The organism is Pontibacter chitinilyticus, from assembly GCF_039748935.1.
GTDB lineage: Bacteria > Bacteroidota > Bacteroidia > Cytophagales > Hymenobacteraceae > Pontibacter > Pontibacter chitinilyticus.
The window spans coordinates 60,876-85,541 of sequence record NZ_JBDIZJ010000006.1 but is presented as its reverse complement, the minus strand read 5'-3'; the positions used below and the strand labels follow the sequence as shown (position 1 = coordinate 85,541).

Below are 24,666 nucleotides of genomic sequence, written 5' to 3'. Positions count from 1 at the left end.
AATAAGATGGACCAGGAAAGAAAAGAATTCATAGAGCAGTTTCAGAAACGCACCAAGCGCTTAGCCATAGATGTAATTCATTTTTCAAAGACGCTCCCCAAAACAGAGGAAGCAGCCATCATGAAACGGCAATCACTCAGGTCTGCTACATCCGTTGCATCAAACTATAGAGCTTCCTGCCGTGCAAGGTCTTCAGCTGAGTTTCATGCAAAAATCAGCATTGTTATCGAAGAGGCTGATGAGACGCTGTTTTGGTTGGAGCTATTAGAGAAATCTGGCATAATTCCGAAAGCCTCAGTAGAGCGGCTCATGAAAGAATCGACTGAAATATTATCAGTAATGGCAAAAGCCAGAAAGAATACTATAAGATAACATTCTGTTATTCAGAATTCAGTTATTCAAAATTGCACATGAAATTAGATAAAGAAACCCGGATCGCCATCATCGAGAAAGCCAGCAAGCAGGTAGGGCCGAGCGTGTTCTGGAGCACCATCATTGTGATCACGTCCTTTTTGCCGGTGTTCCTGCTGACCGGACAGGAAGGCAAACTATTCAGCCCACTGGCCTGGACAAAGACGTTCATACTTATAGTGGATGCCATTGTCGCTATTACGTTGACGCCGGTGCTGATCTCCTTCTTTCTGAAAGGAAAGCTGAAGGCTGATAATGCGAATCCGATAAACCGAGGGCTGGAGCGGGTATACGGCCCAGTGCTGAAGTGGTGCCTGAAGTGGCGCAAAACCACGCTCGGCCTCAACATCCTGGCGCTGCTCATCGCTATCCCGATGCTGTTTAGTCTGGGTACCGAGTTCATGCCGCCGCTTAACGAAGGCTCGATCCTCTTTATGCCTGTGACGCTACCCGATGTTTCCAACGCAGAGATCAAGCGCATTCTGCAGGTGCAAGACAAAATCATTAAGCAAACGCCTGAAGTAAAAAGCGTACTGGGAAAAGCCGGCCGCGCCAGCACCGCCACCGACAACTCCCCTATCAGCATGATCGAAACGATCATACTTTTAAAGCCGCAATCAGAATGGCGTGAGGGCATCAAAAAGGAAGATATTATCAAGGAGCTCGATGCCAAACTGCAGATTCCGGGGGTGGTGAATGGCTGGACGCAACCGATCATCAACCGCATCAACATGCTGGCGACCGGCATCCGCACCGATGTAGGTGTAAAAGTATACGGGCAGAACCTGGACTCTATCAGTGCCGTGTCGGAGCGGGTGAAATCTGCGCTGCAAGCAGTGCCCGGTGTAAGCGACCTTTATGTAGACCAGGTAACAGGCGGAAAATACCTGGAAATAGACATTAACCGTGAAGCACTCGGGCGCTATGGCCTCACAGTAGACGATGTGAACATGCTAGTGGAATCGGCACTCGGCGGCGCCACAATCGGCAACACCATCGAAGGACGCCAGCGTTTCGCTATTAGTGTGCGGCTGGCGCAGGAGTACCGCAACAGCATAGAACGTATTCAGCGCATCCCGCTTCAGACTCCTTCGGGCGGCACCATTCCCCTGTCTGCCGTAGCGGCTATCCGGTTTGTTGACGGACCGCCGATGATCAATTCAGAGAATGCACAGCTGCGCGGGGCTGTGCTCTTTAACGTGCGCGACCGCGACATGGGCAGCACCGTGAAAGAAGCTATGGCGAAAGTAAACGCTGAAGTAACCGGCATTCCGAACGGCTATTACCTGGAGTGGAGCGGTCAGTGGGAAAACCAGGTCCGCGCTACCAACACGCTGCAACTCATCATTCCGTTGGTGCTAGTAATTATTTTCCTGATCTTATACTTCACATTTAAGTCGGTGAAAGAAGCCTTTCTGAACCTGGTGACGATCCCTTTTGCGCTTATCGGTGGCGTGTTCATCGTGTACTTCTATGGGGTAAATTTATCCGTAGCGGTAGCAGTGGGCTTCATTGCCTTGTTCGGTCTGGCGATAGAGACTGCCATGGTGATGGTGGTATACCTGAACGAAGCGATGAGAGAACTAGCCGATACGAAAGGCAACAGCAGCGCCACCATCACAAAGCAGGACATCCGCGACTATGTATTTCAAGGTGCCGCCAAACGGCTGCGCCCCAAGATCATGACAGTTTCGGTGGCGTTGTTTGGCCTGATACCTGTGCTCTGGGCTACAGGCGTGGGTACCGACGTGATGCTGCCCATTGTACTACCGATGATCGGAGGTGTGTTCACCTCCTCCATCCACATCCTGCTGGTAACGCCGGTTGTGTTTGAGATGACCAAAGAATATGAACTGAAGAAATATGGAAAACTATCCATTTACGATGTCAAGCACTAAGAAACATAGTATAAAAAGTCTCTTTTGGAAGCTGGTTAGAAAATGTTCTGCAGCTGTTGTAATTGCCTTTCTGCTCCTTTTTAGTAGCACAGCTGCCACCGCCCAGCAGCTGCCGCTCGACAGCGTACTGCAGCAAATCTCGGCCAACAACCCTACGCTGCAGCAGTATGCATCGCGCGCGAGGGCCATGGACGCCTATGCTGCCGGAGCCACAAGCTGGAAAGCGCCTATGGTTGGTGCCGGGGTTTTTATGCAGCCGTATACTGGCCAGGAAGCTATGACTACCGGCCGGCAGGGCTCGCTCATGCTTTCGGCGGAGCAGGCCATCCCCAACCCAGCCAGGCAGCGAGCAAAGCAGCAGTACCTGAACTCCCGGGCTGCCATCGAAGACGAGAATAGAGCCATCGCCTACAACAACCTGCGGGCACAGGCCAAAGCCGCCTATTATAGTTGGGTGGTAGAGGAGAAAAAGTTAGCTGTGCTACAGGAAAATGAGCGCCTGGTTGCATACATGCTCAAGCTCGCCCGCATCCGCTACCCTTACAGCCAGGGCAGCTTAGGCAGCATTTACAAAGCCGAGGCGCGGCTGCACGAAGTGGAGAACATGCAACTGATGGTAGCCAGCGAAATTGCTCAACAGCGGGTGCAGCTTAATACCCTGATGAACAACCCGAAAGAGCACCTCTTTAGCATCGATACATTAATCAGTCTACCCGCCGCTGTACAGTTAGCAGTAAATACCACATCCCTCCAGCGGAATCGCAGCGATATTCACAAGCTGGATCGAACGATTGCCTCCATGCAGCTGAATACGACTCTGGAAAGTCTGGAACGCAAACCGGATTTCAGCCTGAGCTTTAACCACATGCGGCCTTTCAACAGCGACATGCCGGACATGTTTACAGCAATGGGCATGGTGTCTATCCCGATTGCCCCATGGGCCTCTAAAGGGTATAAAGCCAATACCAAAGCTATGAACCTGGAAATAGAAGCTATGCAGCACGAGCGGGAGAATATGCTCAACGAGGCGCAAGGCACGATCCGGCAAATGGCTCTGGAACTCAATAGCAAGCGGGAGCAGGTGGAGAATTATAAAGAAAAGATTCTGCCAGCCCTGAAGAAGAATTATGATGTCACCATGCTGGCTTATGAGCAGAACACGGCGCAATTGCCGGAGGTGATCGATGCCTGGGAAGCGCTGAACATAGCACAACTGGATTACCTCAACAACCTGGAGCAGCTTTACAAGCTGGCCGTGAACTATGAACGGGAGATAGAGAAGTAAAATACGGCAAGTTGAGTAACAGCATCAACTCATACCTGGTCCATTATTCAAAAGCTGCCATAAGAAGTTAAGAGATAAAATGAAACGATACCTGAACATACTGTTAGCCTTTCTGCTAATGCTCTCGGTGGGCTGCTCGGAGCCAAAGCACGAGCACAGTGAAAAAGAAGTTCTGGCAGAGAATACTACTTATACTTGCCCAATGCACCCGCAGGTAGTGGAAAATGAGCCCGGCACCTGCCCTATCTGTGGCATGCAGCTGGTGCCGGTAAATGCAACAGGAGAAAAGATAGAGATTACGGACGATCTTGCTTTTTTGCTACAGCCGACCAGCAGCACGGTAATTTCATCGATAGCAACGGTGCAGCCCGAACGCAAAACCATGCAGGCCTCCGTGCAAATGGAAGGCATTGTTACGTACGATCCGCGCCAAGTGTATACTGTTCCGGCAAGGGTACCCGGCCGCATTGAACAGTTGTATGTGAAGTATAATTTTCAGCCGGTACGAAAAGGGCAGAAGCTGCTGGAAATTTACAGTCCTGAGCTGATAACGGCACAACAGGAGCTGCTTTACCTCATGCAATCTGCTCCGGAAGATAAAGCTCTGATTGTTTCGGCAAAGCAAAAGCTGCGCCTGCTGGGCGCTACGGATGCACAGATCAATCACCTGATCCGCGCTGGCGAAGCGAGCTATACTTTCGCACTATACAGCCCGTACGATGGCTATGTGATCAGCCTGAATACCGCGGCACCAGGTGCAGCCGCTTCAGCTAGCCTTGGCAGCGGGATGAACGGAAATGGAACAAGCATGGGTAACAATGCGGATCCATCTGTTCCGTCTGAACAGTCTATTTCCCTGAGAGAAGGTATGTATGTTGCCGCCGGCCAAACCTTGTTCCGCATTGTGAATCCAAATCAACTTTGGGCTGAATTTAATGTACCGGCCGGCGAGATCAATGCGCTGGCCAAAGGAGCACCTGTAGCAATTACATTCCCGCAGGTGCCCCAAGATACACTGCAGGGAAAACTTGATTTTCTGGAGCCATTTTACCAGGATGGAGAGAATTTTGCTAAAGTAAGGGTGTATCTGCCCGGCGGCCAGAAGCAGGCGATGGTGGGCCAGTTGGTCAGTGCACGGGGCAGCTATACGACTTCCCCTGCGCTTTGGGTGCCAAAAGCAGCAGTACTGGACCTTGGAACTACAGCTGTTGCCTTTGTTAAGGCAAATGGCGTTTTTAAACCTGTATCTGTTACAACGGGCACAACCGCAAATGGGGACATACAGGTTATAGAGGGTCTGAATCAAACCGATAAAATAGCCGCCAATGCACAGTTCCTGGTTGACAGCCAGAGCTTTATTAAAGTGAAGGAATAATGACACCACAGCGTAAATCTGACAGAATTTGTATTCAGAATTTAAACCTGACATGAACATGAAACGATACTCGCCTATAGGGCTTCTCCTGCTTTTGTTGGTCACTGCGGTGGGCTGCTCGGAGCCAAAGCACGAGCACAGTGAAAAAGAAGTTCTGGCAGAGAATACTACTTATACCTGCCCCATGCACCCGCAGGTGGTGGAGAACGAGCCCGGCACCTGCCCCATCTGTGGCATGCAACTGGTGCCTGTTTCCCAATCAGACAAAAACAATGGTGAGCTGACGCTGAGTGATAGCCAGATCGCACTAGGCAACATCAAAACTGAGGAGGTTGGCAACGGTGCTGTTGGCAGCAACACGATTCTGACTGGCAGACTGGTTCTGGACGAAACGCAAACAGACGTGGTCAGCAGCCGCGCAGCAGGCCGCATCGAGCGATTGTACATTAAAGACAGCGGGCAGCCGGTAAAAAAAGGGCAGCCGCTGTATCAGCTCTACTCTGAAGCGTTGCTTACGTTGCAACGCGAGTACCTGCTGGCCCTAAAGCAGAACCAGGAGTTAGGAAAGGACAACCCACGTCTGGCCTCTTTTGAGGAAGCAGCCCGCAAAAAGCTGCTACTCTATGGCTTAACAGCAGGACAGATCAGGCAACTGGCGTCCAGCGGCCAGATGGATGCGCGGGTGACCTTTTTGGCACCGATAACTGGTGTGGTTACGCAAGTAGCTGCTGCCGAAGGGCAATATGTAACGGAAGGCACCATGCTGTATCGTTTAGGAAATCTCCAAACAGTATGGGTAGAGGCAGAACTGTATCCGCAGGAAGTAGGGACTGTTAACCCAGGTGATATGGTGCAGGTAGCGGTGCAGGACTTTCCGCAGAACCCTGTCACAGCGAAAGTAACTTTCCTCAGCCCCGAGTTCAGGCAGGGCAGCCAGGTAGCCGTACTCAGGGCCGCATTGCCAAACCCTGCCGGGCAGTACTTGCCGGGCATGCAGGCTAACGTCATTCTTCCAAACGCAGGTGGCGCTGCCTTAACCATACCTACCGATGCCGTTATCCGCAACAAAACGGGCGACCACGTGTGGGTAAAAACCGGCAAAGGAACATTTAAAGCCAGAATGGTCACCTTAGGTGAAGAAAATGCGAACCGGGTAGCTATACTTTCCGGTTTAAATAACAAGGAGCAGGTGGTTACCTCCGGTGCTTACCTGCTTTACAGTGAGTTTGTTCTTAAAAAAGGTGCCAGCCCGATGGCAGGCATGAAAATGTAAAGCCTATGAAGTCCTGTTGCCAGGTAGAACCTGAAAAACCCTCGAACAACAACTTGAAGAAGTGGCTGAAATGGGCCGTAGCGCTTCTTATTGTTTGCCTCCTTATCTTTGTAAGCCTCAGTAAATAAGTATAATCAAATTTAACACGAACCAAATTTATCAATCATGAATAAAAGCCTTTTAACCGCCGCAGTACTGTCAGTTTTTGCCTTTTCCTCCTGCACTTCAAAAAGCTCTGAGAACCAGAAAACTGCCACTGCTGCAGCCGAGCAGCACGAAAACATGGATATGGGCAACATGCAGGAAACACCGGCTACGGAAGTGGTGAAAACGCCAGCTTATGGAGACGTAGCGGAGCCTTTTAAAACGCAGGTGTCGCAATTGTTAGAGGAGTATTTGCAGTTGAAAGATGCGCTCGTAGCCTCTGACGCAGCCGCAGCGAAAAAAGCGGCAGAAGATGTGCTGGCCGTTGCCAATGCGCTGCCCGAAGCTACTTTAACTGGCGATCAGAAACAATTCGCAGAAGAGAAAATAGCTCAGGTTAAGGAAACGGCTACTAAAATAGCTGCCGCCACTGATGTGGAAGTACAGCGTCAGAGCCTGGAGCCGCTCTCCGAAGCGACCTTTGCAATGACGAAAGCTTTTGATGCCTCGAACCAAACACTTTATTATCAGCATTGCCCGATGGCCAACAACAACGAGGGCGCCTATTGGGTAAGTGCCAGCGAAGAGATCCGCAACCCCTACTTGGGCGACCGTATGCTCACCTGCGGCAGCAACGAAGAAGTGCTGCGTTAAAGGTATAATCAGAATTAAGTAGAAGAAAAGCGGCCTTTGTGCCGCTTTTCTATTTTACCGCTGGGCATTTTAGTAGCGGTAATGGGTTTGAAGGGTTAGTTAAGCAATTTAAATTTATACTTCTTGCTGTACTCTACACTACCCAGGTGTATACCTAAGTTTTTATTTCAAGCTATACTTTGTAGTGACTAGCCCTTAGTTATGCTTCCGGTTATACTTGGTAGCTGTAGTTTATACATCAACAGGCAAGCTATACTTGCTAGTTGCCGTTCTTCCTCAGTTTTATATTTTGCCTTGTTTCATGTTTGGCTTTGGTGCGCTCTAAGCCCGCGAGGGCACGTCCTGGGGGTGCAGGGGCCCCCGACAAGGGCATCGCGCTGCTTTCGTTTCTGCCCTCGTGCCTCGGGCTGCCTCACTAAAAAGCTCGGCACCGGAAACTCTCGAGGCGCTCAACCCAAGGACTGGAATCTTTCTAATAGCTCCTGCTTATACTTGGGAGCAAGTATAAAAAGTGTACTGTTACGAATAAAAAACAAGAGCGAAGCTTCTGCTATAAAATTTCTATTTTCCTTCCTTCTGAAGCAGACTCCCCTCCTTAGACAATCAAGAACGCGAGTTCGAAGCTTGTGGGCGTAGCTCTGAGCGCAGGGGCAGTTGAAACCCGTACGGCCCTAAAGCATTTGCCCCCTATTCCAATAATAAATAATTTCAGAAAACTTCTTGATTAGCTAAGTTTATAATCGTAATTTTACGATTATAAACTATGGGAACCTCTAAAACAACTGAATTTACACTGGCCGATGTAGTCGTGGCTAAGTATGCCAAAGCGCTGGCACATCCGGCACGAATAGCCATCCTCCGCATCTTGCTTGAACGCAATGCCTGCATCTGTGGCGATATTGTGGAGGAACTGCCGCTGTCGCAGTCTACTGTATCGCAGCACCTGAAAGAACTGAAAGAAGCTGGTTTGGTCAAAGGCGACATCGACGGAAAAAAAGTATGTTACTGCATTGATGAACAAGCGTGGACGCAGGCGCAGCAACTACTCGGCACCCTGTTCAGCACCTATATTTCCAGCAGCACGCGTTGTTGCTAAAAAAAATTTACCTCAATTAATCGTAAAATACCGATATATTAAATTAAAGAACTATGAACAACGCAGAAGAACTAAAGAAGATTGTCAAAGACAAGTATAGTGGGATCGCGCTCCAGAGCAAGGAGCAGAATGAGACGTCGTGCTGTGGCGCCACTGGCTGTTGCACGGTAGATTATGCCATTTTCGCCGATAACTACACGGAACTGGATGGCTACAGTGCGGAGGCCGACCTGGGCCTCGGCTGTGGCATCCCTACTGAATTTGCTCAGATACGGAAGGGTGATACCGTTCTCGATCTGGGCTCCGGAGCCGGCAACGACTGTTTTGTGGCGCGCGCGATTGTGGGCGACACCGGTAAAGTGATTGGTGTTGATATGACCGAAGCAATGATTGCTAAGGCGCGTGAGAATGCCGAAAAGCTCAACTTTAATAACGTGGAGTTCCGCCAAGGAGAAATCGAGGCTTTGCCGCTGGCTGCTAACCGCGCAGATGTAGTGATCAGCAACTGTGTGCTGAACCTGGTGCCGGACAAGCAAAAAGCTTTCGCTGAAACATACCGCGTACTGAAACCGGGCGGCCATTTCAGTATTTCGGATGTCGTGCTGATGGGCGAACTGCCAGCCGGTTTAATAAAAGCTGCTGAACTTTATGCCGGCTGCGTTTCCGGGGCCATCCAGAAAGACGCTTACCTGCAAATCATTCGCGAAGCTGGTTTTGAGAACGTAAAGGTGCAGAAGGAAAAAGTAATTCAGGTACCCGACGAGATCCTGAAAGACTACCTGGATGACGCAGGTATTCGTCAGTTCCGCGAGAGTAATACCGGCATCTTTAGCATCACCGTTTATGGCAATAAGCCGCTGGAAAGCGACTGCTGCGCGCCAGGCTCCGGCTGCTGCTAACCTCCTACTTCCTCCTCCCGCTATGATAACCTACAGCGGGAGGATCAAAACCTCGGCAAAAATTATTGCCTTATCAAAGACACTGCTCTGTCGCAAAAGCTATACTTTAACAAGCAATTCAGCATCCTGCTGCAAGCCTGCAGCGGCTCAAGGTAAACATCCGAACCTAGCTTAATAGCTTGTTGTATTATGCCGGACATCAGGCCGGAAAAGGAGCCACACCAACAGGCTGATCGGCCACGAAAGCAAAGCTACTAAAAGAGCCACTAGCCAGCCCGGCTTTCCTCTTCGTTCCGCATCATTGTAGGCCCACACAATACTCCAGATATAAAGTACCAGGCCTAGCAAACCAAGTATAAGTCCGACAATGCCAAATCCTGCGAAAAAATTATCCATTTCTATGTCTATTTAAACGTGTAACAAACAGCCATGCACCCGTTGCACCGCTAGTTATATTAACGAAGTTGCTGCAGATTAGATATTTAGCAATGCGTTGTGTGCTTACTGTGGCTTTGCGCTACCTATTATCATCAGCTCAGGTAAGTATAAAAGAACCCCTTTCTGCACCAGAATTTACGTGCTGGTTTGGGCCAGCCAGTTCTCTTCATCTATTCTGGTAGAGCAACAGCAGTGGCCCTCCGCTACTTAAGGGAGCGCAACACCCAGTTGGAAGATATTTTACCGGAGTTCGTCTAAAACATAGCGCAAATGCACAACGGTACTTTGTTATACATAGTACCTTATGCTATCTTTACAGCACGATCTATTCTTATCCGCAACATCAAACAAAATAACACAATGAAAAAAATGTACCTGCTTTTCGCTTTGCTACTGGTCTTTTGCAGCATGCGCGTATTTGCCCAGACCGCTGGCACCCTGCGCGGCCAAGTGACAGAAGAAAATGGCCAAGCGATCGGTTTCAGCAATATAGCTGTGCTGGATGCTGCCACAGAGAAAGTAGTAACCGGCGCTATCGCTGACCAGGATGGCACATTCCAGATCAAAACGCCCGACGCGGGCACGTATAAACTCCGGGTTAGTGGCCTGGGCTATACATTGATGCAGACGCCGGCATTTGACGTAACGGCCAGCAGCTTCAGCAAGGATTTTGGCAAGCTGCAGCTAAAGCCGGATGTAAGAACGCTGAAAGAAGTACAGGTGCAGACCCTCCGCCCTACCGTAACCACAACACCTGATAAGATGGTGGTGAGCGTGGAAAACACCGCCATGGCCGAAGGCAACACCGCTTACGACGTACTGACACAGTCGCCGGGTGTGTGGGTGGATCAGGATGGCAACATTCAGCTTAATGGCAAGGGCGGCGTGCAGGTGATGCTCAACGGCCGCCGCACCTATCTTTCAGGCAAAGAACTGCAGAGCCTGCTGCAAAGTATGGCTGCCGAAAACATCAAAGATCTGGAGATTATCACTAACCCTTCTTCCCGTTTTGATGCCGAAGGTGCTTCCGGTATCATCAACATCAATGTCAAAAAAGGCAGGCAGTCGGGTATCAGTGGCAGCGTGTATGGCGGCTACCAGTTCAACAGCCTGAGCACCTATACCTCCGGAGCTGAGATCAGCCAGAAGCAGGGCAACTGGAACTCGTTTGGAAGTATAAACCTGAACCGCCGCATGCGCTACCGCGACATGGAAATGGACCGCATGTTCAGGGCGGATGATGGCAGCAGGAGCAAGTTTGACCAGACTGGGTATGAGAAAAAAGAGCGCCTGGAGCCTTCGCTGCGGCTGGGCACAGATTATGATCTGAACGATCGCCATAGTATCGGTGCATTGGCCAACCTCAGCCTGAACCGGAACACCTCTTCCTTCAATACCTCATCTTACCTGCGCAACAGCGAGGCGATGTTCATCGACGCCAAGAACCAGAGTAGGGAAACGTATGGCAATGGCACATTTAACCTGCACTACCTGGGTAAGATCGATACCACCGGCACCACGTTCTCGGCAGACCTCGATTATGTGCATATCGAAAGCGAAGAAGATGCTAGTTTCCACAACCGCTACCTGCCGCTTGTTTCCGGCGCTACAGTCAGCGAAGAACTGCTCCGCAATGAGAACCCGACAGGCTACCATATCTACTCAGCCAAAGTTGACTTTGCAAAACAGCTCAGTACAAAAACGAAACTGGAGCTAGGGGCAAAAGCCAGCCACGTAAAATCAGATAATGAGCTGCGCTTTTTTCAGGTGCAGGATTCGCAGGAGGTGCCGGATGCAAGGCGCAGCAGCCACTTCATCTATACAGAGGATATTTTTGCAGCGTATACCAACTTATCTGCCACGCTAAGCGACAAGTGGAGCCTGCAGGCGGGGCTGCGGGCAGAACAAACAAAATCGAACGGCAACTCACTTACCACGAACGTGCAGACAGACCGCAGCTACCTGGACCTGTTTCCTACCCTGTTCGTGCAGCAGAAGGTGAGCGATAACTACCAGATCAGCTACAAGTATAGCCGTCGCATCAGTAGGCCTTACTACGAGAACCTGAACCCGTTCATCTTTTACCTGGATCCTTACACCTTTGCGCAGGGAAATCCGCTGCTGAAGCCGCAATACATCAATTCGTTTGAGATGACACAAACCCTGAAGCAAACCTATAATCTGGTTGTGGGCTATGCCGTGACAAAGAATTTTATTGGTGAGGTGCCAGAACAGAATGCTGCGGATAATACCACTATTTTTCAGCAGCGCAACATCCGGGATTTGAAAAGCGCCACCGCTACATTGGTGGCACCCGTCCGCTTCTCCAGTAAATGGGAAACGAGCAATAACCTGACCGGTATTTACCAGCAGTTTACCACGCTCACGCAAGGCTCCGTTGTGGTCAGAGACCAGTTGTCGGTCGTTGCAAACACCAACCATACTTTACTGCTGCCGCACAACCTGCGGCTGGAGATAGGCGCCAACTACCAGGGACCGATGGTATACGGCCTCTACCAAGTAAAAGACCAGTGGTGGGTGGATGCCGGCCTGAAGCGCAGCTTTCTGGAAGATAAGCTGAGCCTGTCGCTGAACGTAGCTGACATTTTCCGAAGCCGTGTGCTGAAAGTTAATACGGAACTTAACGGCAACCTGAACTCCATTGATCAGTACCAGGGCCAGCGCGGCATACGCCTGAACCTGCGCTACAGCTTCAACAAAGGCACGTCTTTTGAAGCCAAAAAGCGCAACATGAACCTGGATGAACTGAACCGCACCGGTGGAAATTGATACCGGTTGCTCCACCTGTTAGTTATAGTATAACTACAGTAGAGGCTCTGCCGGAAGAAATGGTCTTATTCGTTTCTTCCGGCAGAGCCTCTTTCTTTTCATTATAAAGGAGCAAACAAGTATCGATAGAAATTCGGCCTGTGTTAACAGTTCATACTTGCTACACTTCTGCGAACCTGCTTTTCATATGCTTTTTATTTAATATATTCATCCCAGGTACCATAGTGCTGGTCTACTTTACCGAGCGGCAGCGCCAACCCTGCTACAGCAAGCCCCAGCACGATACCAGTGAGTCGTAGGCCCATCGGACTGCCATCTATAAACCAGGGAGCCGCCGCCACGATCAATCCTAGGAGTATGTTCAGATAACGTCCTCTGCGCAATGGTTCGGCCATACAAATAACGGAAACCACCACCACCAGCGAGCCGCACAGGTGGAAGATGTCTGCCACTGTTTCCTGTATGCCTACCTGAAACAGCCCCGGCGCTATAACTAACCCGATGCCCAGCAGCATACTTATCACCAGCGTCCAGGGAAAACTGAAGCCCCAGAGAGAGGCCCAAAACACAGCCATTGGTTTTTGCGGCAGCTCCATCAGCTCCGGCGCTTTGTCTTTGGCGTTGCTCTCGATGGTGCCTCCTTTCCAGAACAGGGGCCAGAATTTCTCGCCCTGGTTCATTTTCTTTTTCATGAACTGGCACATGGCAATCACCTCATCAACCTCCAACGGAATCATCGGCAGCATAATGCAAGCAGCCAGCAGGCAGAATGTACACCAGGCACCCACCACAATGGGCTGACTGATCACCAGGAAAATGTGTACCAGCCCCAGCGGAATAACAAGTATACCAAACACAGCCACCATCCACGGCATGGTACGCCAGCGCGAAGGAGCACCCATCCAGCCCATCAGAAACTCGAAGGTATAGGCCATGGCTCCCATCCCGGCATCGGAAACAGGCATGGAGTGCGACATGCTGGAGTTGAGCACATGCATGGTAGAATCACCGAAGAAAGGGTCCCAAACGGCATCAATATAGCCCAACTGAAAGGCCGCCAGATACCGCGATACAACCCAGCCTAAAAAGCCCAGCACCATCATGCTCCAGCGTTGTGGCCAGCTGGAAGGATTATAGCTCCAGCCCGGCGGCGTTTCCGGCCCCATTTTCATGTATAAAATCATGTTGGGCATGCCCGGTATCAGAATGGTTAGAGCAATAAGGAGCGCCCCAACCATGGTATCATTCAGGTAAGCGACTGCCGTAGGCGACCACAGCAGCAAAGGCGCAATAGTGAGCCATATACCAATGAAGCAACAGATCCAGAGGCTAACGGGCCGATTCGGTGTCAGGCCGCGCCAGCCGAAGAAAATAAGTAAGGCACCGCTGATGATATCACTCCACTTCATCGCCAGAATACGCATATCAAGCGAGAGCCATACTTCGCGGCCGCCGGAGGGCTGCACCACGCCTACGCCATAGTTAAAGGTTAGCGGCGAAAGCAACACCCAGGCCCCCAGCAGAATGATCATCCAGTATACCCAGAGGGTTTGCATGTGGTGCATCCGCAGCATCTGCTGGCGCATCTCGGGCGTCATGTGCTGCATTTTACCATCTTCCTGCATTTGTTCGTGGTGCTGCCTGACTTGTTTTTCGGCCATGGGACGGGTTACCCCGCGCATCGCCATACCTGAATGTTTGCTGTGTTGTCCGTCTTCGTGATGCTGGTCGTTGTTATGTTCCATATGCTGTTTACTTGTTCAAAATACCATCTGGGCGGCTCTTAAAGTATACGCTGCATCTCCCTTTGGGGTATAAAACAGGCTGTTTACCATTTTTAAAGTTAATCCTTAACTATAAATCAACATCGGCTCCTCCGGAACGTAAGCAGGAAACTACTAAACAAAAAGGAGGCGATTATGGGGTTGAAGGACATCACCAATAAACTAAAGAAGGAAGTGAAGGTGTTGCAGGGAGAAGAAACCAAGGACAAGACCTATACCAATAAGCATGATTACCCTGATGTGCAGACTGCCCGCCAGCAATTTGCATCAGCCAAAGAAAAACTCTTTGATGTGAATGGCTGGAACAACCTGGAGGGGCTAAAATCCAAATTCACGCTGTATGACCGGCAAGGCAACCCAGCAAACCGAATAAAACCTGTTATAGGCGACTACATCGAAATTGTGCTGCCGGCCACCAAAATAGATAACTGGGTACAGGTAACGGAAGTTAATGAGGGAGAAAATTCGGCGGAGTTTGTGGTGCACCCAAGCAAAAAGCCGGAGAAATTAGTTGAAAACGAAGCCGAAGCGCAGGAAATCAAGCATTTCTTTATTCAGGAAGCGAGTAGCACCTTTAAAGTTGAGCTGCAGGGCACTACCCTGATCGGGTATGAGATCGGGAAAAATGAAGGTATCAACAACCACGGAGAAGAAGCCGGTGACAGAGCGGCGCTGAACACGCTGGTAGCTGAGGGCGGCTGGTCCGGTTTTCAGCAGATACACTGGGACAAACTTACCTTATACTTCGTACACCTGCACGCCACAGAGTAAGCATTGGTGCGACGTATGCAGCAAAAAACAGCCCCGTTCTGATTATGTGAGCGGGGCTGTTTCTTGCTTCTGAATGCAAAGTTTTAGTCTCTGGATTTAAGCAGGTTTCGGAGTGGTACCAATGCGGCAAAATTGATGGCAGCACCGGCAACGCAGTAAATACAAACTTTTTTCTGTACAAAAGTCATATCGGCCAGGTATTGTGCAGCACCAGCTGCCTGCCCCAGCAAAACCCCACCCAAAGCTACATCCAGCACCCGCGAAGGCTTCTTGAATCGTGTAGCAGCGGCGGCCAGCAGTATAGTAGCCGTATACGCACCCAGGCTTACGACGCCATCTGGTAAGCCCAGCAGCACCGCACTTTTAGACGTGTTCACTTTTTCGGTGTCGAATATCTTACCGGGCAGATCGGGCATTTTACGGATAAAGCCCAGCTGGAATAAGGAGATAAGGCTGAAGTCGATTAGCCCTAGCGCGGCAAGTGCTGCTATTTGCCGGCGGGATTGCGTTGGCCGGCTATGATCGTGGCGAATGGTATCAATAATGGAGTGTTCTTGTTTCATAGCTTTAACATTGTATACCTGCTTTACGCCGCTGGCTGATGTTGGTTAAGGTAGGATTAGGTTCAGGCCCTCCCCTGCTAACGCCTATGTTTCAGAACATCAAAGGAGAATCAGGCGTACCATTAGCTAACGATGATGTTGCAAAATAATCTATGAAAAAACATTAGCAGATGGATACAGAACAAAGAACACAACGCCGCGGTGTAGCCGTGGTAACAGGTGCCTCAGCAGGACTGGGCAGAGCCATTGTGAGGGAATTTGCAAAAGCAGGCTATGATGTGGCCATGCTGGCGCGCGGCGAGGACGGCCTTAAAGGCGCACAGAAAGAAGTAGAAGCCGTTGGCCGCAGGGGCATTTATTTTCCGATAGATGTGGCAGATGCCGCTGCTGTAGAAGATGCTGCCGCCAAAACAGAGGCCGAATTAGGCCCGATAGATGTATGGGTGAACAACGCAATGATTAGCGTTTTCAGTCCGGTGAAGGAAATGAAGGCTGAAGAGTATAAACGCGTAACAGAAGTAAACTACCTCGGCCAGGTATACGGTACCCTTTCCGCGCTGAAGCGCATGCTCCCCCGCGACCACGGTGCGATTGTGCTGGTTGGCTCAGCACTGGCATACCGTGGTATTCCGTTACAGTCTGCATACTGTGGTTCTAAACACGCCATTCAGGGTTTTTTTGATTCGTTGAGAACAGAGCTCCTGCACGACAAGAGCAAAATAAAGCTCAGCATGGTGCAGCTGCCGGCCATGAACACAACGCAATTTAGTTTTGTAAAATCGCGCCTGCCTAACAAACCTAAGCCGATGGGTAAGATCTATCAGCCTGAAGTAGCAGCTAAAGCCGTTTTGTTTGCCGCTAAAGATGGCCGCCGCGAGATTTTTGTCGGCTACCCGACAGTGGAAGCTATTATGGGCAACAAGATCGCTCCGTGGTTTGCAGATTATGTGCTGGCAAAGAACGGCTTTGAAGGGCAACAGACCGATGAGCCGGAAGATCCGAATCGTCAAAATAACATCTGGGAGCCTATACCAGGCGATCATGGCGCACATGGTTCGTTTGGCGACCAAGCAACAGATTTCAGCCCGGAGTTGTGGCTAAGTATGAATCGTAATAAAATTTACGCTGGATTGGCCGCTGTGGGAGGTATTGTCCTCGGCACTGTGCTCTCCAAAAAGCAGCGTAACCGATAATCTATTCTCTGTAAAAGGAAAAACCCTGAACAAGGCACCCCCATGCGCTTGTCAGGGTTTTTAATTAACCTGTGTGTTAGAACCGGTTAATGTATCATCTCTTCTCAGCTAGAACTGCCCGGCCAGAAGTTTAAATCAGCTTGTGGTGAACTTCACCGTTCAACGACATCTAAGACATTAACTTAACGCCGCCGGAACTCTTTGAAGTATAAACAACGTGGTATTTTCTGCTATTACCACCTGATGGTAGCACCATCTCTCCTTTGCGGATTTTTTAGTTGCTTTAAGCTTTAACGCCTTCAGCCAACCTCAAACACATCATTTACATCTTAAAGAAAATGGTATACACGAAGCATAATCATTTCAGTGCAAATGTATCTTTAATTTTAACTAAAACAAGTATTTGTTCTAATTTTATTTCTATTTAAAACAATTCCTGTTCTATATTGAAAAAATAAAGTATTACCGGCACAAATATATTGGAAGTTTGGTTCTGGTACAATGTCAGTTACAGTTGTTTATGCTTCTCAATCAGTTGTATACCTTTCTTATTTCTTCCGTGGCCTGTTAGCAGCTTACGTATTGCAACTCAATCAGCTATTTTCGCTTCCAATTCTTCTACTTCCAGCATCAGCTCTTCCCATTTTTGCTGCTGCGCGGCCAGTTCTTTCTGCACGGCCTCAAACTTCAGCGAAGTTTCTTCCAGCAAGCTAACATTGCCGTAAACTTTCGGATCGGCCAGTTTGGTTTCATAGGCTGCCAGTTCCTGCTCCAATGAAGCAACCTGCTTTTCTACGTCGTTCACCTGGCGGTTTATCTGTTTTAACTGATTACTCAGCTGAAGCAGATCACTTTTTTCACGAGGTTGCTTTTGCTTTTCTTCCTGCTTGGTCGCAACGGGCCCAGATTTGCGGGTCTCTTTATCTCGCAACTCCTGAAACTGCTCATATTCGTGGTAGGTACCCGGATACTCCTTCAGCTGAAAATCTTCGATGTACCAGATCTTGGTTGCGACATTCTCTACAAAGTAACGATCGTGCGAGATAACGATAAAGGTGCCCTCGTACTGTTCCAATGCCTGAATCAGAATATTAACCGACTGCATGTCCAGGTGGTTGGTCGGTTCGTCCAGCATCAGGAAGTTGGCTTGTGAGATGAGCGTTTTCGCCAGCGCTACCCGGCTCTTTTCTCCACCTGAAAGCACTTTTACCTTTTTGAAAACTTCATCCCCAGTAAACAGGAAAGATCCCAGGATCGTACGTAATTCCATCTCTGTTTTACCGGACCCCGCCTGCTGCAATTCCTGCAGAATCTCGTTCTCTACGTTCAGCGACTCTAACTGGTGCTGCGCGTAAAACGACATAATAACATTATGCCCCAGTTCCCGGTTGCCTTTGATAGGCTCCGTGCCAGCTATGATGCGCAGCAAAGTAGATTTACCTTTGCCGTTGGCACCCACAAGCGCAATTTTATCCCCACGTTCCACATGTACGTTGGTATCACGGAAAATCATTTTACTGCCATAGCTCTTGCTCATATGCTCCAGGCGAAGGATATGGCGGCCCGGCTGCGTCGTGAACTTAAAGCTAAAGTTAACTTTTGCCGCATCAGAAGCCACATCGTCAATGCGGTCCATGCGGTCCAGCATCTTCTGGCGGCTCTGCGCCTGCTTGGCTTTGGTCGCTTTGGCTTTGAAGCGCTCGATGAAACGCTCCGCCTGCTTTATCTGCGCCTGCTGGTTTTCATAAGCTCCCTTTTGTATCTCGTTGCGCAGTACTTTCTCTTCTACATAAAAGCTATAGTTACCGGCGTATACATTCAGCTTTGCGCCTGCTACCTCCACGGTAACGTTGGTGGTGCGGTCCAGGAACTCCCGGTCGTGTGATACGATCACCACAGCGCCTTCGTAGCGCTCCAGGTAAGTTTCCAGCCACTTGATAGAAGGTAAGTCCAGGTGGTTGGTAGGCTCATCGAGCAACAGCAGCGAAGGCTTTTGTAACAGGATCTTGGCCAGCATTACCCGCATGCGCCAGCCGCCTGAAAAAGAGGCCAGCGGCTGATGCAGTTCTTCGGTCGTAAAGCCAAGTCCCTCCAGGATAGCCTCTGCCTCTGCTTGCATGGTATAGCCTCCCAGAGCCTCAAAGCGCTCCTGCAGGTTTGCCAGCCTGTCTACCAGGTTATCATGAAAGTTATTCTCAAACTCTATCAGAACCTTATCTATTTCCTTCTGAAGATGCAGAGCCTCATCAAACGCCTGCATAGCCACCGATAAAATACTTTCGTGTGTTTCGTAGCTGAGCAAGTCCTGGTTCAGGAAACCAATTGTGGTTTCTTTGCTCATTTGGATGCTGCCACCATCTGCGGTATACTCACCAACGATCAGGCGCAGCAACGTGGATTTTCCAGTTCCGTTCAGTCCTACAAGGCCGATCTTATCTTTTGGCTTAATATGGAGGTTAGCATCCTCATATAAAGGGCGGCTGCCGAAATGGAAACTGAGGTTATTAATGGAAATCATACAAGTTCTTAGAAATACGCCTTGCAAAGGTACTTAATTTTAGCACAGCTTGAAAAGCAAAGGCTTACTTGTGCGCTTACTGCTCCTCAGGGATTTTGGGAAAATAGATTTATTTGCTCTCCGTTTGACTTAGCACTGTGAAAGGCTACCTTTGCTTTTCCTGTTCCGGAACCCGGACATGGCAAAGTTCATACCTGCTATGCATGTATGGCTTAAACAATAAGCTTATAGGCGCGTTTTATAGCAGAACGCCCTGTTTAGCACCGGCAGAGCCCGCATGTGTTATTTTACAGCTACAATTATGATCGCGATTACGTCGCTTTTAGATGCCACCCATTCAGCACGGGTAACGGAGCTAACAAACCACCTCGAAAAGAACTTCGGGCTTACGGGGGTGCAAATTACGCCTTACCCGCACCTGACGCTGCTTACTGCTGAGATACCGGACATGGATGAGCTGAAGCACTACCTGGACCAGGTATGCCTGGAAACGCAGCGCTTTACGGTGCGCACAACAGGCCTGGGAGTCTTTCCGGGTCAACATCCAGTCATTTATATTCCGGTGCTACGCACTGCGCCCCTAAACAAGCTACACGCCAAGCTGCACCGCGACATGTCGGAGATGAGCACTGAAATGGGTGTCTTTTATAACCCGAACATGTGGCTGCCGCACATTTCGCTGGCGCTAGGCGATACTACGCCCGAGCTGCTGGGCCCCGTATTGGCTTTTTTGTGCGACTATACTTTTAACTGGGAGATCACGATCGAGAACCTGACTATTTTACAGAAAAGCGGCGATTTTTTCCTCAAAGAAGAAGAATTTCACCTGCGGAAAGAGCTTATTGCCTGATACAACATTACAGCAAGTATAAAAGAAAAGGGCTGCCCGGTTAACAGGCAGCCCTTTTCTTTTATACTTATACTTGTAGCTTACATATCCAGCACGATTGCGAAGATAAGTGGCGCCACAATGGTGGCATCAGACTCGATCACAAACTTAGGCGTTTCTTTCCCGAGTTTACCCCAGGTGATCTTCTCGTTCGGCACAGCGCCGGAGTAGGAACCATAGCTGGTAGTAGAATCTGAAATTTGCGCAAAATAGCCCCACAAAGGCACATTCGTGCGCTGCAGGTCCTGGTGCAGCATCGGTACCACACAAATCGGGAAGTCACCGGCTATACCGCCCCCTATCTGGAAGAAACCGATCTTGGAATCTTCTGTAGCCGTGTTGGTATAAAACTCAGCCAGTTCCATCATATACTGGATGCCGGTGCGCATGGTGTGCACGTTCTTGATATCGCCGGTAATCACATGGCCAGTATAAATGTTGCCCAGCGTAGAATCTTCCCATCCCGGCACAAAGATCGGCAAGTTCTTTTTAGCCGCTTCCAGCATCCAGCTGTTTTTGGGGTCTATCTGGTAATACTGCTCCAACTCGCCCGATAACAGAATCTGGTAAAAGAACTCATGCGGGAAATAGGACTTGCCTTCTTTATCTGCTTTTTCCCAGAACTTCAATACGGTATGCTCCAGGCGGCGCATAGCCTCTTCCTCCGGAATGCACGTATCCGTTACCCGGTTCATGTGGCGGCCCAGCAAAGCCTCCTCATCGGCTGCAGACAGCTCACGGTAATGCGGCACTCGCTCGTAAAAATCGTGCGCCACCAGGTTAAAAATGTCTTCTTCCAGGTTAGCGCCTGTGCAGGTGATCGCATGAACTTTATCCTGGCGGATCATCTCAGCCAGAATAATGCCCAGCTCTGCCGTAGACATGGCGCCTGCGAGCGTGATCATCATTTTACCGCCCTCGTTCAGGTGGGTTTTATATCCTTCCGCTGCGTCAATCAGTGCGGCGGCATTAAAGTGCTTGTAGTGTTTCTTTAGAAAATCTGTTACCTGCATAGTTGCTTCTTTTGTTCAAACCGCTGCCTGCACTGGCAGAGTGGTTCTGCAATTTATTAAATTTTACTGATTTATACTTTACGGCACATAAGCAGCAGCTGTTCAACTACCAGTTGAATTGCAGATGGAATGATGCCGGTATATGAGCTCAGGTTTCAAAGGCATAACATTTGAGCTAAAAAATTCATGTTAACATCACCGATTCTTCCTTTAGAATCAGCTTAGGAAGCCGGCTTTTCGATAATGAGATTATGGTTCGTATAGATACAAATGTCAGCGGCAATATTCAGCGCTTCGCGTACCATTTCTTCTGCAGAAAGGTGCGGGGCATGCTTCTTTAATGCCAAAGCGGCAGCGTGCGCATACATACTGCCGGAGCCAATCGCTGCGATCTGGTTGTCAGGCTCCAGTACATCGCCGGTTCCGGAAATAATCAACAGTTCGTCTTTGTTCGCTACCACCATCATGGCTTCCAGTTTGCGCAGGTACTGGTCTTTGCGCCAGTCTTTGGCCAGCTCAATGGCCGCTCGCTTCATGTTGCTCTGGTAGGCATTCAGCTTCTCCTCAAAGCGCTCCAGCAACGTAAAAGCATCTGCAGTTGAACCGGCAAAACCAGTCACAATCTTGCCGTCCAGCAACTTGCGAATTTTTTTAACATTGCTTTTAGCAATGTGCTTGTCCATGGTAGCCTGGCCATCAGCGCCCAGGGCTACTTCACCATTATGGTAAATGCCACATACGGTGGTTGATCTTATCTTCGTCATAGTTTCGGATTTTATCCTTAAGTCTGAGCAGCTATACGTTCATTGGCGCTGCTTTGTAAAACTAGGGGAACATCAAACAAAAAGCCAAACCCGGCGCATGTGCCAAATTGTCCTGCATGGCGGTGAAGCTTCAAGAGCTTGGAAAAACCTGCACTTCAGCAGACAGCTCACTCCTGGTATAAGCTCTAATTAACCGCATTTAAATAGCGTTTGATAAGGACGTAAAGAAGCTATCTATTTTAAATGACCCGGAAAGTTATAGTCAACGGCAAGCTGCTTAGCATTCTGAAGCAGGCAGGGGAAGGCCTGACGAGCATCGATGCAGGAATTTGTTAGTCAAGTATAAAGTATAAAACAGAAAGCGCCTCTTCGTTTCCGAAGAGGCGCTTTCTGTTTTATACTTTATACTTGAACAGGTACTTATACCAGCAGGCGCACCGGATTCTCCAGCAGGTTCTTGAAGGTTTGCAGGAAAGCAGAGCCTACGGCACCATCTACTACGCGGTGGTCGCAGGAAAGCGTCACTTTCATCACGTTGCCGATCTGGATGTTCCCGTTCTTCACCACCGGCACCTGCGAAATGCCGCCCACCGCCATGATGCAGGCATTTGGCGGGTTAATGATGGCAGTGAACTCGTCGATGCCAAACATACCTAAATTAGAGATAGAGAACGTGCTGCCCTCCATCTGCGCGGGCTGCAGCTTTTTGCTTTTGGCTTTACCGCCCAGGTCTTTCACTTCGGCTGAAATGGCAGAAAGCGATTTAAAGTCAGCGTTTTTAACCACCGGCACCAGCAGGCCTTCCTCTACTGCAACAGCCACACCAATGTGCACGTGCTTGTTATAACGGATTTTATCTCCTAACCACGAAGAGTTCACGGCCGGGTGCTGGCGAAGCGCCGCAGCAGCCGCTTTGATGACCAGATCGTTAAACGAAATCTTCACCGGAGAGATCTCGTTCATGGTCACGCGAGCTTCCATCGCTTTGTCCATATCGATAGACATTGTGAGGAAGAAGTGCGGCGCAGTGAAGAGGCTTTCTGATAGTCGACGGGCAATTACCTTGCGCATCTGCGATACGTTCACTTCTTCGTAATCTTCAGTCGCCACGCCGGCAGGCAAGGCTTGCGGCGCAGGGGCTGCTGTTGTTGCAGGAGCGGCTTGTGGATGCGGCGCAGCAGATGGCGTAAAGTTCTCAACATCGCGCAGCACAATACGGCCGTTCTCGCCAGAGCCTTTAAGCTGCGACAGGGTAATTCCCTTTTCCTGCGCTACTTTCCGAGCCAATGGCGAAGCTTTGATGCGACCGTTAGCAGCTGATGTTCCGGTATTCTCTTCTTCAGATTTCGGTCCTGGTATGTGCTCCTCTTCTACTTCTTTTGATGTCACTGCATCCACGCCGGCCTCAACAGCCTCTTTCGTTTTAGCACCGCCATAAGTCCCGGCAACATCCAGCAAAGCTTTATAGTCAGCACCCTTCTCGCCTATAATAGCGATAACAGCATCTACCGGAACAGAATCTCCTTCGTTCACCCCAATGTATAACAGGGAGCCATCTTCATAGGCCTCCAGCTCCATAGTAGCTTTGTCGGTTTCTACTTCAGCGAGTACATCGCCGGCACTCACCTTATCTCCTACTTTCTTCAGCCACGAAACCAGCACACCTTCCGTCATGGTGTCGCTCATCTTAGGCATCCGGATAATGGAAGCTTTAATATTGCTTACGTCTACCTTTGTTTTAGCAGCGGGAGCTTCTGTTTTAGCGGCTGATTTGGCTTCTTCTTTCTTTGGTTCAGGAGTTTTCTCTTCGGATGGGGCCGCAGCTCCGGCACTGCCGTTTGCGTTGCTCAATAGGCCGGAGATATCCTCTCCTTCTTTGCCAATCACTGCAATCACCGCATCGACTGGTACACTATCGCCCTTCTTCGGACCGATGTGTAAGAGGGTGCCATCGTTATAAGACTCCAATTCCATGGTGGCTTTGTCAGTCTCTACTTCGGCGAGTACATCACCGGCGCTAACCTTATCACCAACGTTCTTGAGCCAAGATGCTATCACCCCTTCTGTCATCGTGTCGCTCATCTTGGGCATTCGTATCACTTCAGCCATAAATATCTTGTTGTTTATAATCGCCCGAAAGGTCTAATTTCTTCTGCCCAAAATTAGATTTAAAAATATTTTATTCAAACTATACCCTGCTTATTTGTTGCTACACGTTATTTTGCCGCTTCCCTGTGCTCTACGGGTTCCTGCAGGTGGGCTACATCGCAATACTTTTTGACAGTGAACATGCTGCCGGTATAATCGAGCTGGTAGAGGCAGAGATTCTGATGCTCGAATATGTCCATGCAGCTAAGCGGGTAATGCAGCAGCACGCTAAGCAATATACGCATGGCACGGCCATGCATGCAAATTAATATTGTCTTCTCCTCCGGCCGGCTTAGCATCAGGTTGATAAAGTTCTGTTGCCGGGCAGCTACCTGGGCTGGGCTCTCGCCGCCCTCAATGCACAGGTTGGTTTCGCCATTGCGCCAGCGCTGGAGCGTTTCGTAATAATAGGCATCCTCTTCGGGTGTGATGTGCATGCCTTCGCGCGTGCCCCAGCTGATCTCGTTTAGCCCGGCATGCTGCTCATGCGGCAATCCCATATCCAAAAAGCCCTGCACCGACTGCATACTTCGCTGCAGCGTCGAAATATACACTTTATCAAAGGGAATATCTTTGTAGCGGGCAAAAAACAACGCAGCCTGGTGCCGACCGGTTTCGTTTAAACTGGAGTTTACACCACTGCCCTGCACAATCCCCTGCAGGTTGTAATCTGTTTGTCCGTGGCGGATAAGGTATACTTTCTTACTACTCAAAATTATTTTACTTTTGCCTTTTGATCAAAGTTACACCGCTAATTTAG

General features: G+C 49.6%; 20 protein-coding genes. 12 read left to right on the top strand and 8 right to left on the bottom strand.

The features are described 5' to 3' along the window. Positions 1 to 6 precede the first annotated feature (6 nt). The 8 genes from ABDW72_RS11215 to ABDW72_RS11180 all read left to right on the top strand — a co-directional run bounded on the left by ABDW72_RS11215 (position 7) and on the right by ABDW72_RS11180 (position 9,035). Positions 7 to 372 (top strand): four helix bundle protein, encoded by a 366-nt coding sequence (locus ABDW72_RS11215; RefSeq protein ID WP_347158655.1) that lies wholly within the window; start codon positions 7 to 9, stop codon positions 370 to 372. A gap of 38 nt (positions 373 to 410) precedes the next feature. Beyond that, the gene (locus tag ABDW72_RS11210; RefSeq protein ID WP_347158654.1) at positions 411 to 2,309 is read left to right on the top strand and encodes an efflux RND transporter permease subunit; all 1,899 of its coding nucleotides are present in this window, start codon (positions 411 to 413) and stop codon (positions 2,307 to 2,309) included. Continuing rightward, complete coding sequence (locus ABDW72_RS11205) at positions 2,296 to 3,594, top strand: TolC family protein (RefSeq protein WP_347158653.1); 1,299 nt, start codon at positions 2,296 to 2,298, stop codon at positions 3,592 to 3,594. Before ABDW72_RS11210 ends, ABDW72_RS11205 begins: the two co-directional genes overlap by 14 nt. Before the next feature lie 79 nt (positions 3,595 to 3,673). Further along, positions 3,674 to 4,969 (top strand): heavy metal-binding domain-containing protein, encoded by a 1,296-nt coding sequence (locus tag ABDW72_RS11200; RefSeq protein ID WP_347158652.1) that lies wholly within the window; start codon positions 3,674 to 3,676, stop codon positions 4,967 to 4,969. A 52-nt stretch (positions 4,970 to 5,021) separates the two neighbouring features. After that, entirely contained in the window at positions 5,022 to 6,242 is a 1,221-nt protein-coding gene (locus tag ABDW72_RS11195) for an efflux RND transporter periplasmic adaptor subunit (RefSeq protein ID WP_347158651.1), read from the top strand. 165 nt (positions 6,243 to 6,407) lie between these two features. Next, positions 6,408 to 7,040 carry a DUF3347 domain-containing protein gene (locus tag ABDW72_RS11190; RefSeq protein WP_347158650.1) on the top strand — a complete coding sequence of 211 codons (633 nt, stop codon included), beginning with the start codon at positions 6,408 to 6,410 and terminating at the stop codon, positions 7,038 to 7,040. Positions 7,041 to 7,803: 763 nt separating this feature from the next. Beyond that, positions 7,804 to 8,136 (top strand): ArsR/SmtB family transcription factor, encoded by a 333-nt coding sequence (locus ABDW72_RS11185; RefSeq protein WP_347158649.1) that lies wholly within the window; start codon positions 7,804 to 7,806, stop codon positions 8,134 to 8,136. 53 nt (positions 8,137 to 8,189) lie between these two features. After that, complete coding sequence (locus tag ABDW72_RS11180) at positions 8,190 to 9,035, top strand: arsenite methyltransferase (protein ID WP_347158648.1); 846 nt, start codon at positions 8,190 to 8,192, stop codon at positions 9,033 to 9,035. Between the two features lie 171 nt (positions 9,036 to 9,206). Here ABDW72_RS11180 and ABDW72_RS11175 read toward each other — a convergent pair whose 3' ends face one another. Beyond that, positions 9,207 to 9,431, bottom strand: coding sequence for a hypothetical protein (locus ABDW72_RS11175; protein WP_347158647.1), 225 nt, complete (start codon positions 9,429 to 9,431; stop codon positions 9,207 to 9,209). Positions 9,432 to 9,833: 402 nt separating this feature from the next. On the opposite strand from ABDW72_RS11175, the gene ABDW72_RS11170 reads away from it, so the two are divergent. After that, complete coding sequence (locus ABDW72_RS11170) at positions 9,834 to 12,263, top strand: TonB-dependent receptor domain-containing protein (RefSeq protein WP_347158646.1); 2,430 nt, start codon at positions 9,834 to 9,836, stop codon at positions 12,261 to 12,263. 194 nt (positions 12,264 to 12,457) lie between these two features. Here the strand turns inward: ABDW72_RS11170 and ABDW72_RS11165 are convergent, their stop codons facing one another. Next, on the bottom strand, positions 12,458 to 14,008 hold the full coding sequence (locus ABDW72_RS11165) for a vitamin K epoxide reductase family protein (RefSeq protein ID WP_347158645.1): 1,551 nt from the start codon (positions 14,006 to 14,008) through the stop codon (positions 12,458 to 12,460). Positions 14,009 to 14,182: 174 nt separating this feature from the next. Between ABDW72_RS11165 and ABDW72_RS11160 the strand changes: the two genes are divergently transcribed. Then, positions 14,183 to 14,818, top strand: coding sequence for a hypothetical protein (locus ABDW72_RS11160; protein WP_347158644.1), 636 nt, complete (start codon positions 14,183 to 14,185; stop codon positions 14,816 to 14,818). 83 nt (positions 14,819 to 14,901) lie between these two features. Here the strand turns inward: ABDW72_RS11160 and ABDW72_RS11155 are convergent, their stop codons facing one another. Next, a complete protein-coding gene (locus ABDW72_RS11155; RefSeq protein WP_347158643.1) occupies positions 14,902 to 15,381 on the bottom strand; it encodes a vitamin K epoxide reductase family protein in 480 nt (159 codons plus the stop codon). 170 nt (positions 15,382 to 15,551) lie between these two features. Between ABDW72_RS11155 and ABDW72_RS11150 the strand changes: the two genes are divergently transcribed. After that, positions 15,552 to 16,574 carry an SDR family oxidoreductase gene (locus ABDW72_RS11150; RefSeq protein WP_347158642.1) on the top strand — a complete coding sequence of 341 codons (1,023 nt, stop codon included), beginning with the start codon at positions 15,552 to 15,554 and terminating at the stop codon, positions 16,572 to 16,574. Between the two features lie 589 nt (positions 16,575 to 17,163). Here ABDW72_RS11150 and ABDW72_RS11145 read toward each other — a convergent pair. Continuing rightward, a complete protein-coding gene (locus ABDW72_RS11145) occupies positions 17,164 to 19,092 on the bottom strand; it encodes an ABC-F family ATP-binding cassette domain-containing protein (protein WP_347158641.1) in 1,929 nt (642 codons plus the stop codon). A gap of 301 nt (positions 19,093 to 19,393) precedes the next feature. Between ABDW72_RS11145 and ABDW72_RS11140 the strand changes: the two genes are divergently transcribed. Continuing rightward, positions 19,394 to 19,942: a 2'-5' RNA ligase family protein gene (locus ABDW72_RS11140; protein WP_347158640.1), complete on the top strand. Its 549-nt coding sequence runs from the start codon at positions 19,394 to 19,396 to the stop codon at positions 19,940 to 19,942. 80 nt (positions 19,943 to 20,022) lie between these two features. Here ABDW72_RS11140 and ABDW72_RS11135 read toward each other — a convergent pair whose 3' ends face one another. The 4 genes from ABDW72_RS11135 to ABDW72_RS11120 all read right to left on the bottom strand — a co-directional run bounded on the left by ABDW72_RS11135 (position 20,023) and on the right by ABDW72_RS11120 (position 24,619). After that, the gene (locus ABDW72_RS11135) at positions 20,023 to 20,994 is read right to left on the bottom strand and encodes a deoxyhypusine synthase family protein (protein ID WP_347158639.1); all 972 of its coding nucleotides are present in this window, start codon (positions 20,992 to 20,994) and stop codon (positions 20,023 to 20,025) included. A gap of 221 nt (positions 20,995 to 21,215) precedes the next feature. Continuing rightward, entirely contained in the window at positions 21,216 to 21,758 is a 543-nt protein-coding gene (hslV, locus tag ABDW72_RS11130; RefSeq protein WP_347158638.1) for an ATP-dependent protease subunit HslV, read from the bottom strand. Between the two features lie 420 nt (positions 21,759 to 22,178). After that, positions 22,179 to 23,867: a pyruvate dehydrogenase complex dihydrolipoamide acetyltransferase gene (locus tag ABDW72_RS11125; RefSeq protein ID WP_347158637.1), complete on the bottom strand. Its 1,689-nt coding sequence runs from the start codon at positions 23,865 to 23,867 to the stop codon at positions 22,179 to 22,181. 107 nt (positions 23,868 to 23,974) lie between these two features. After that, positions 23,975 to 24,619 carry a histidine phosphatase family protein gene (locus ABDW72_RS11120; protein WP_347158636.1) on the bottom strand — a complete coding sequence of 215 codons (645 nt, stop codon included), beginning with the start codon at positions 24,617 to 24,619 and terminating at the stop codon, positions 23,975 to 23,977. Positions 24,620 to 24,666 lie beyond the last annotated feature (47 nt).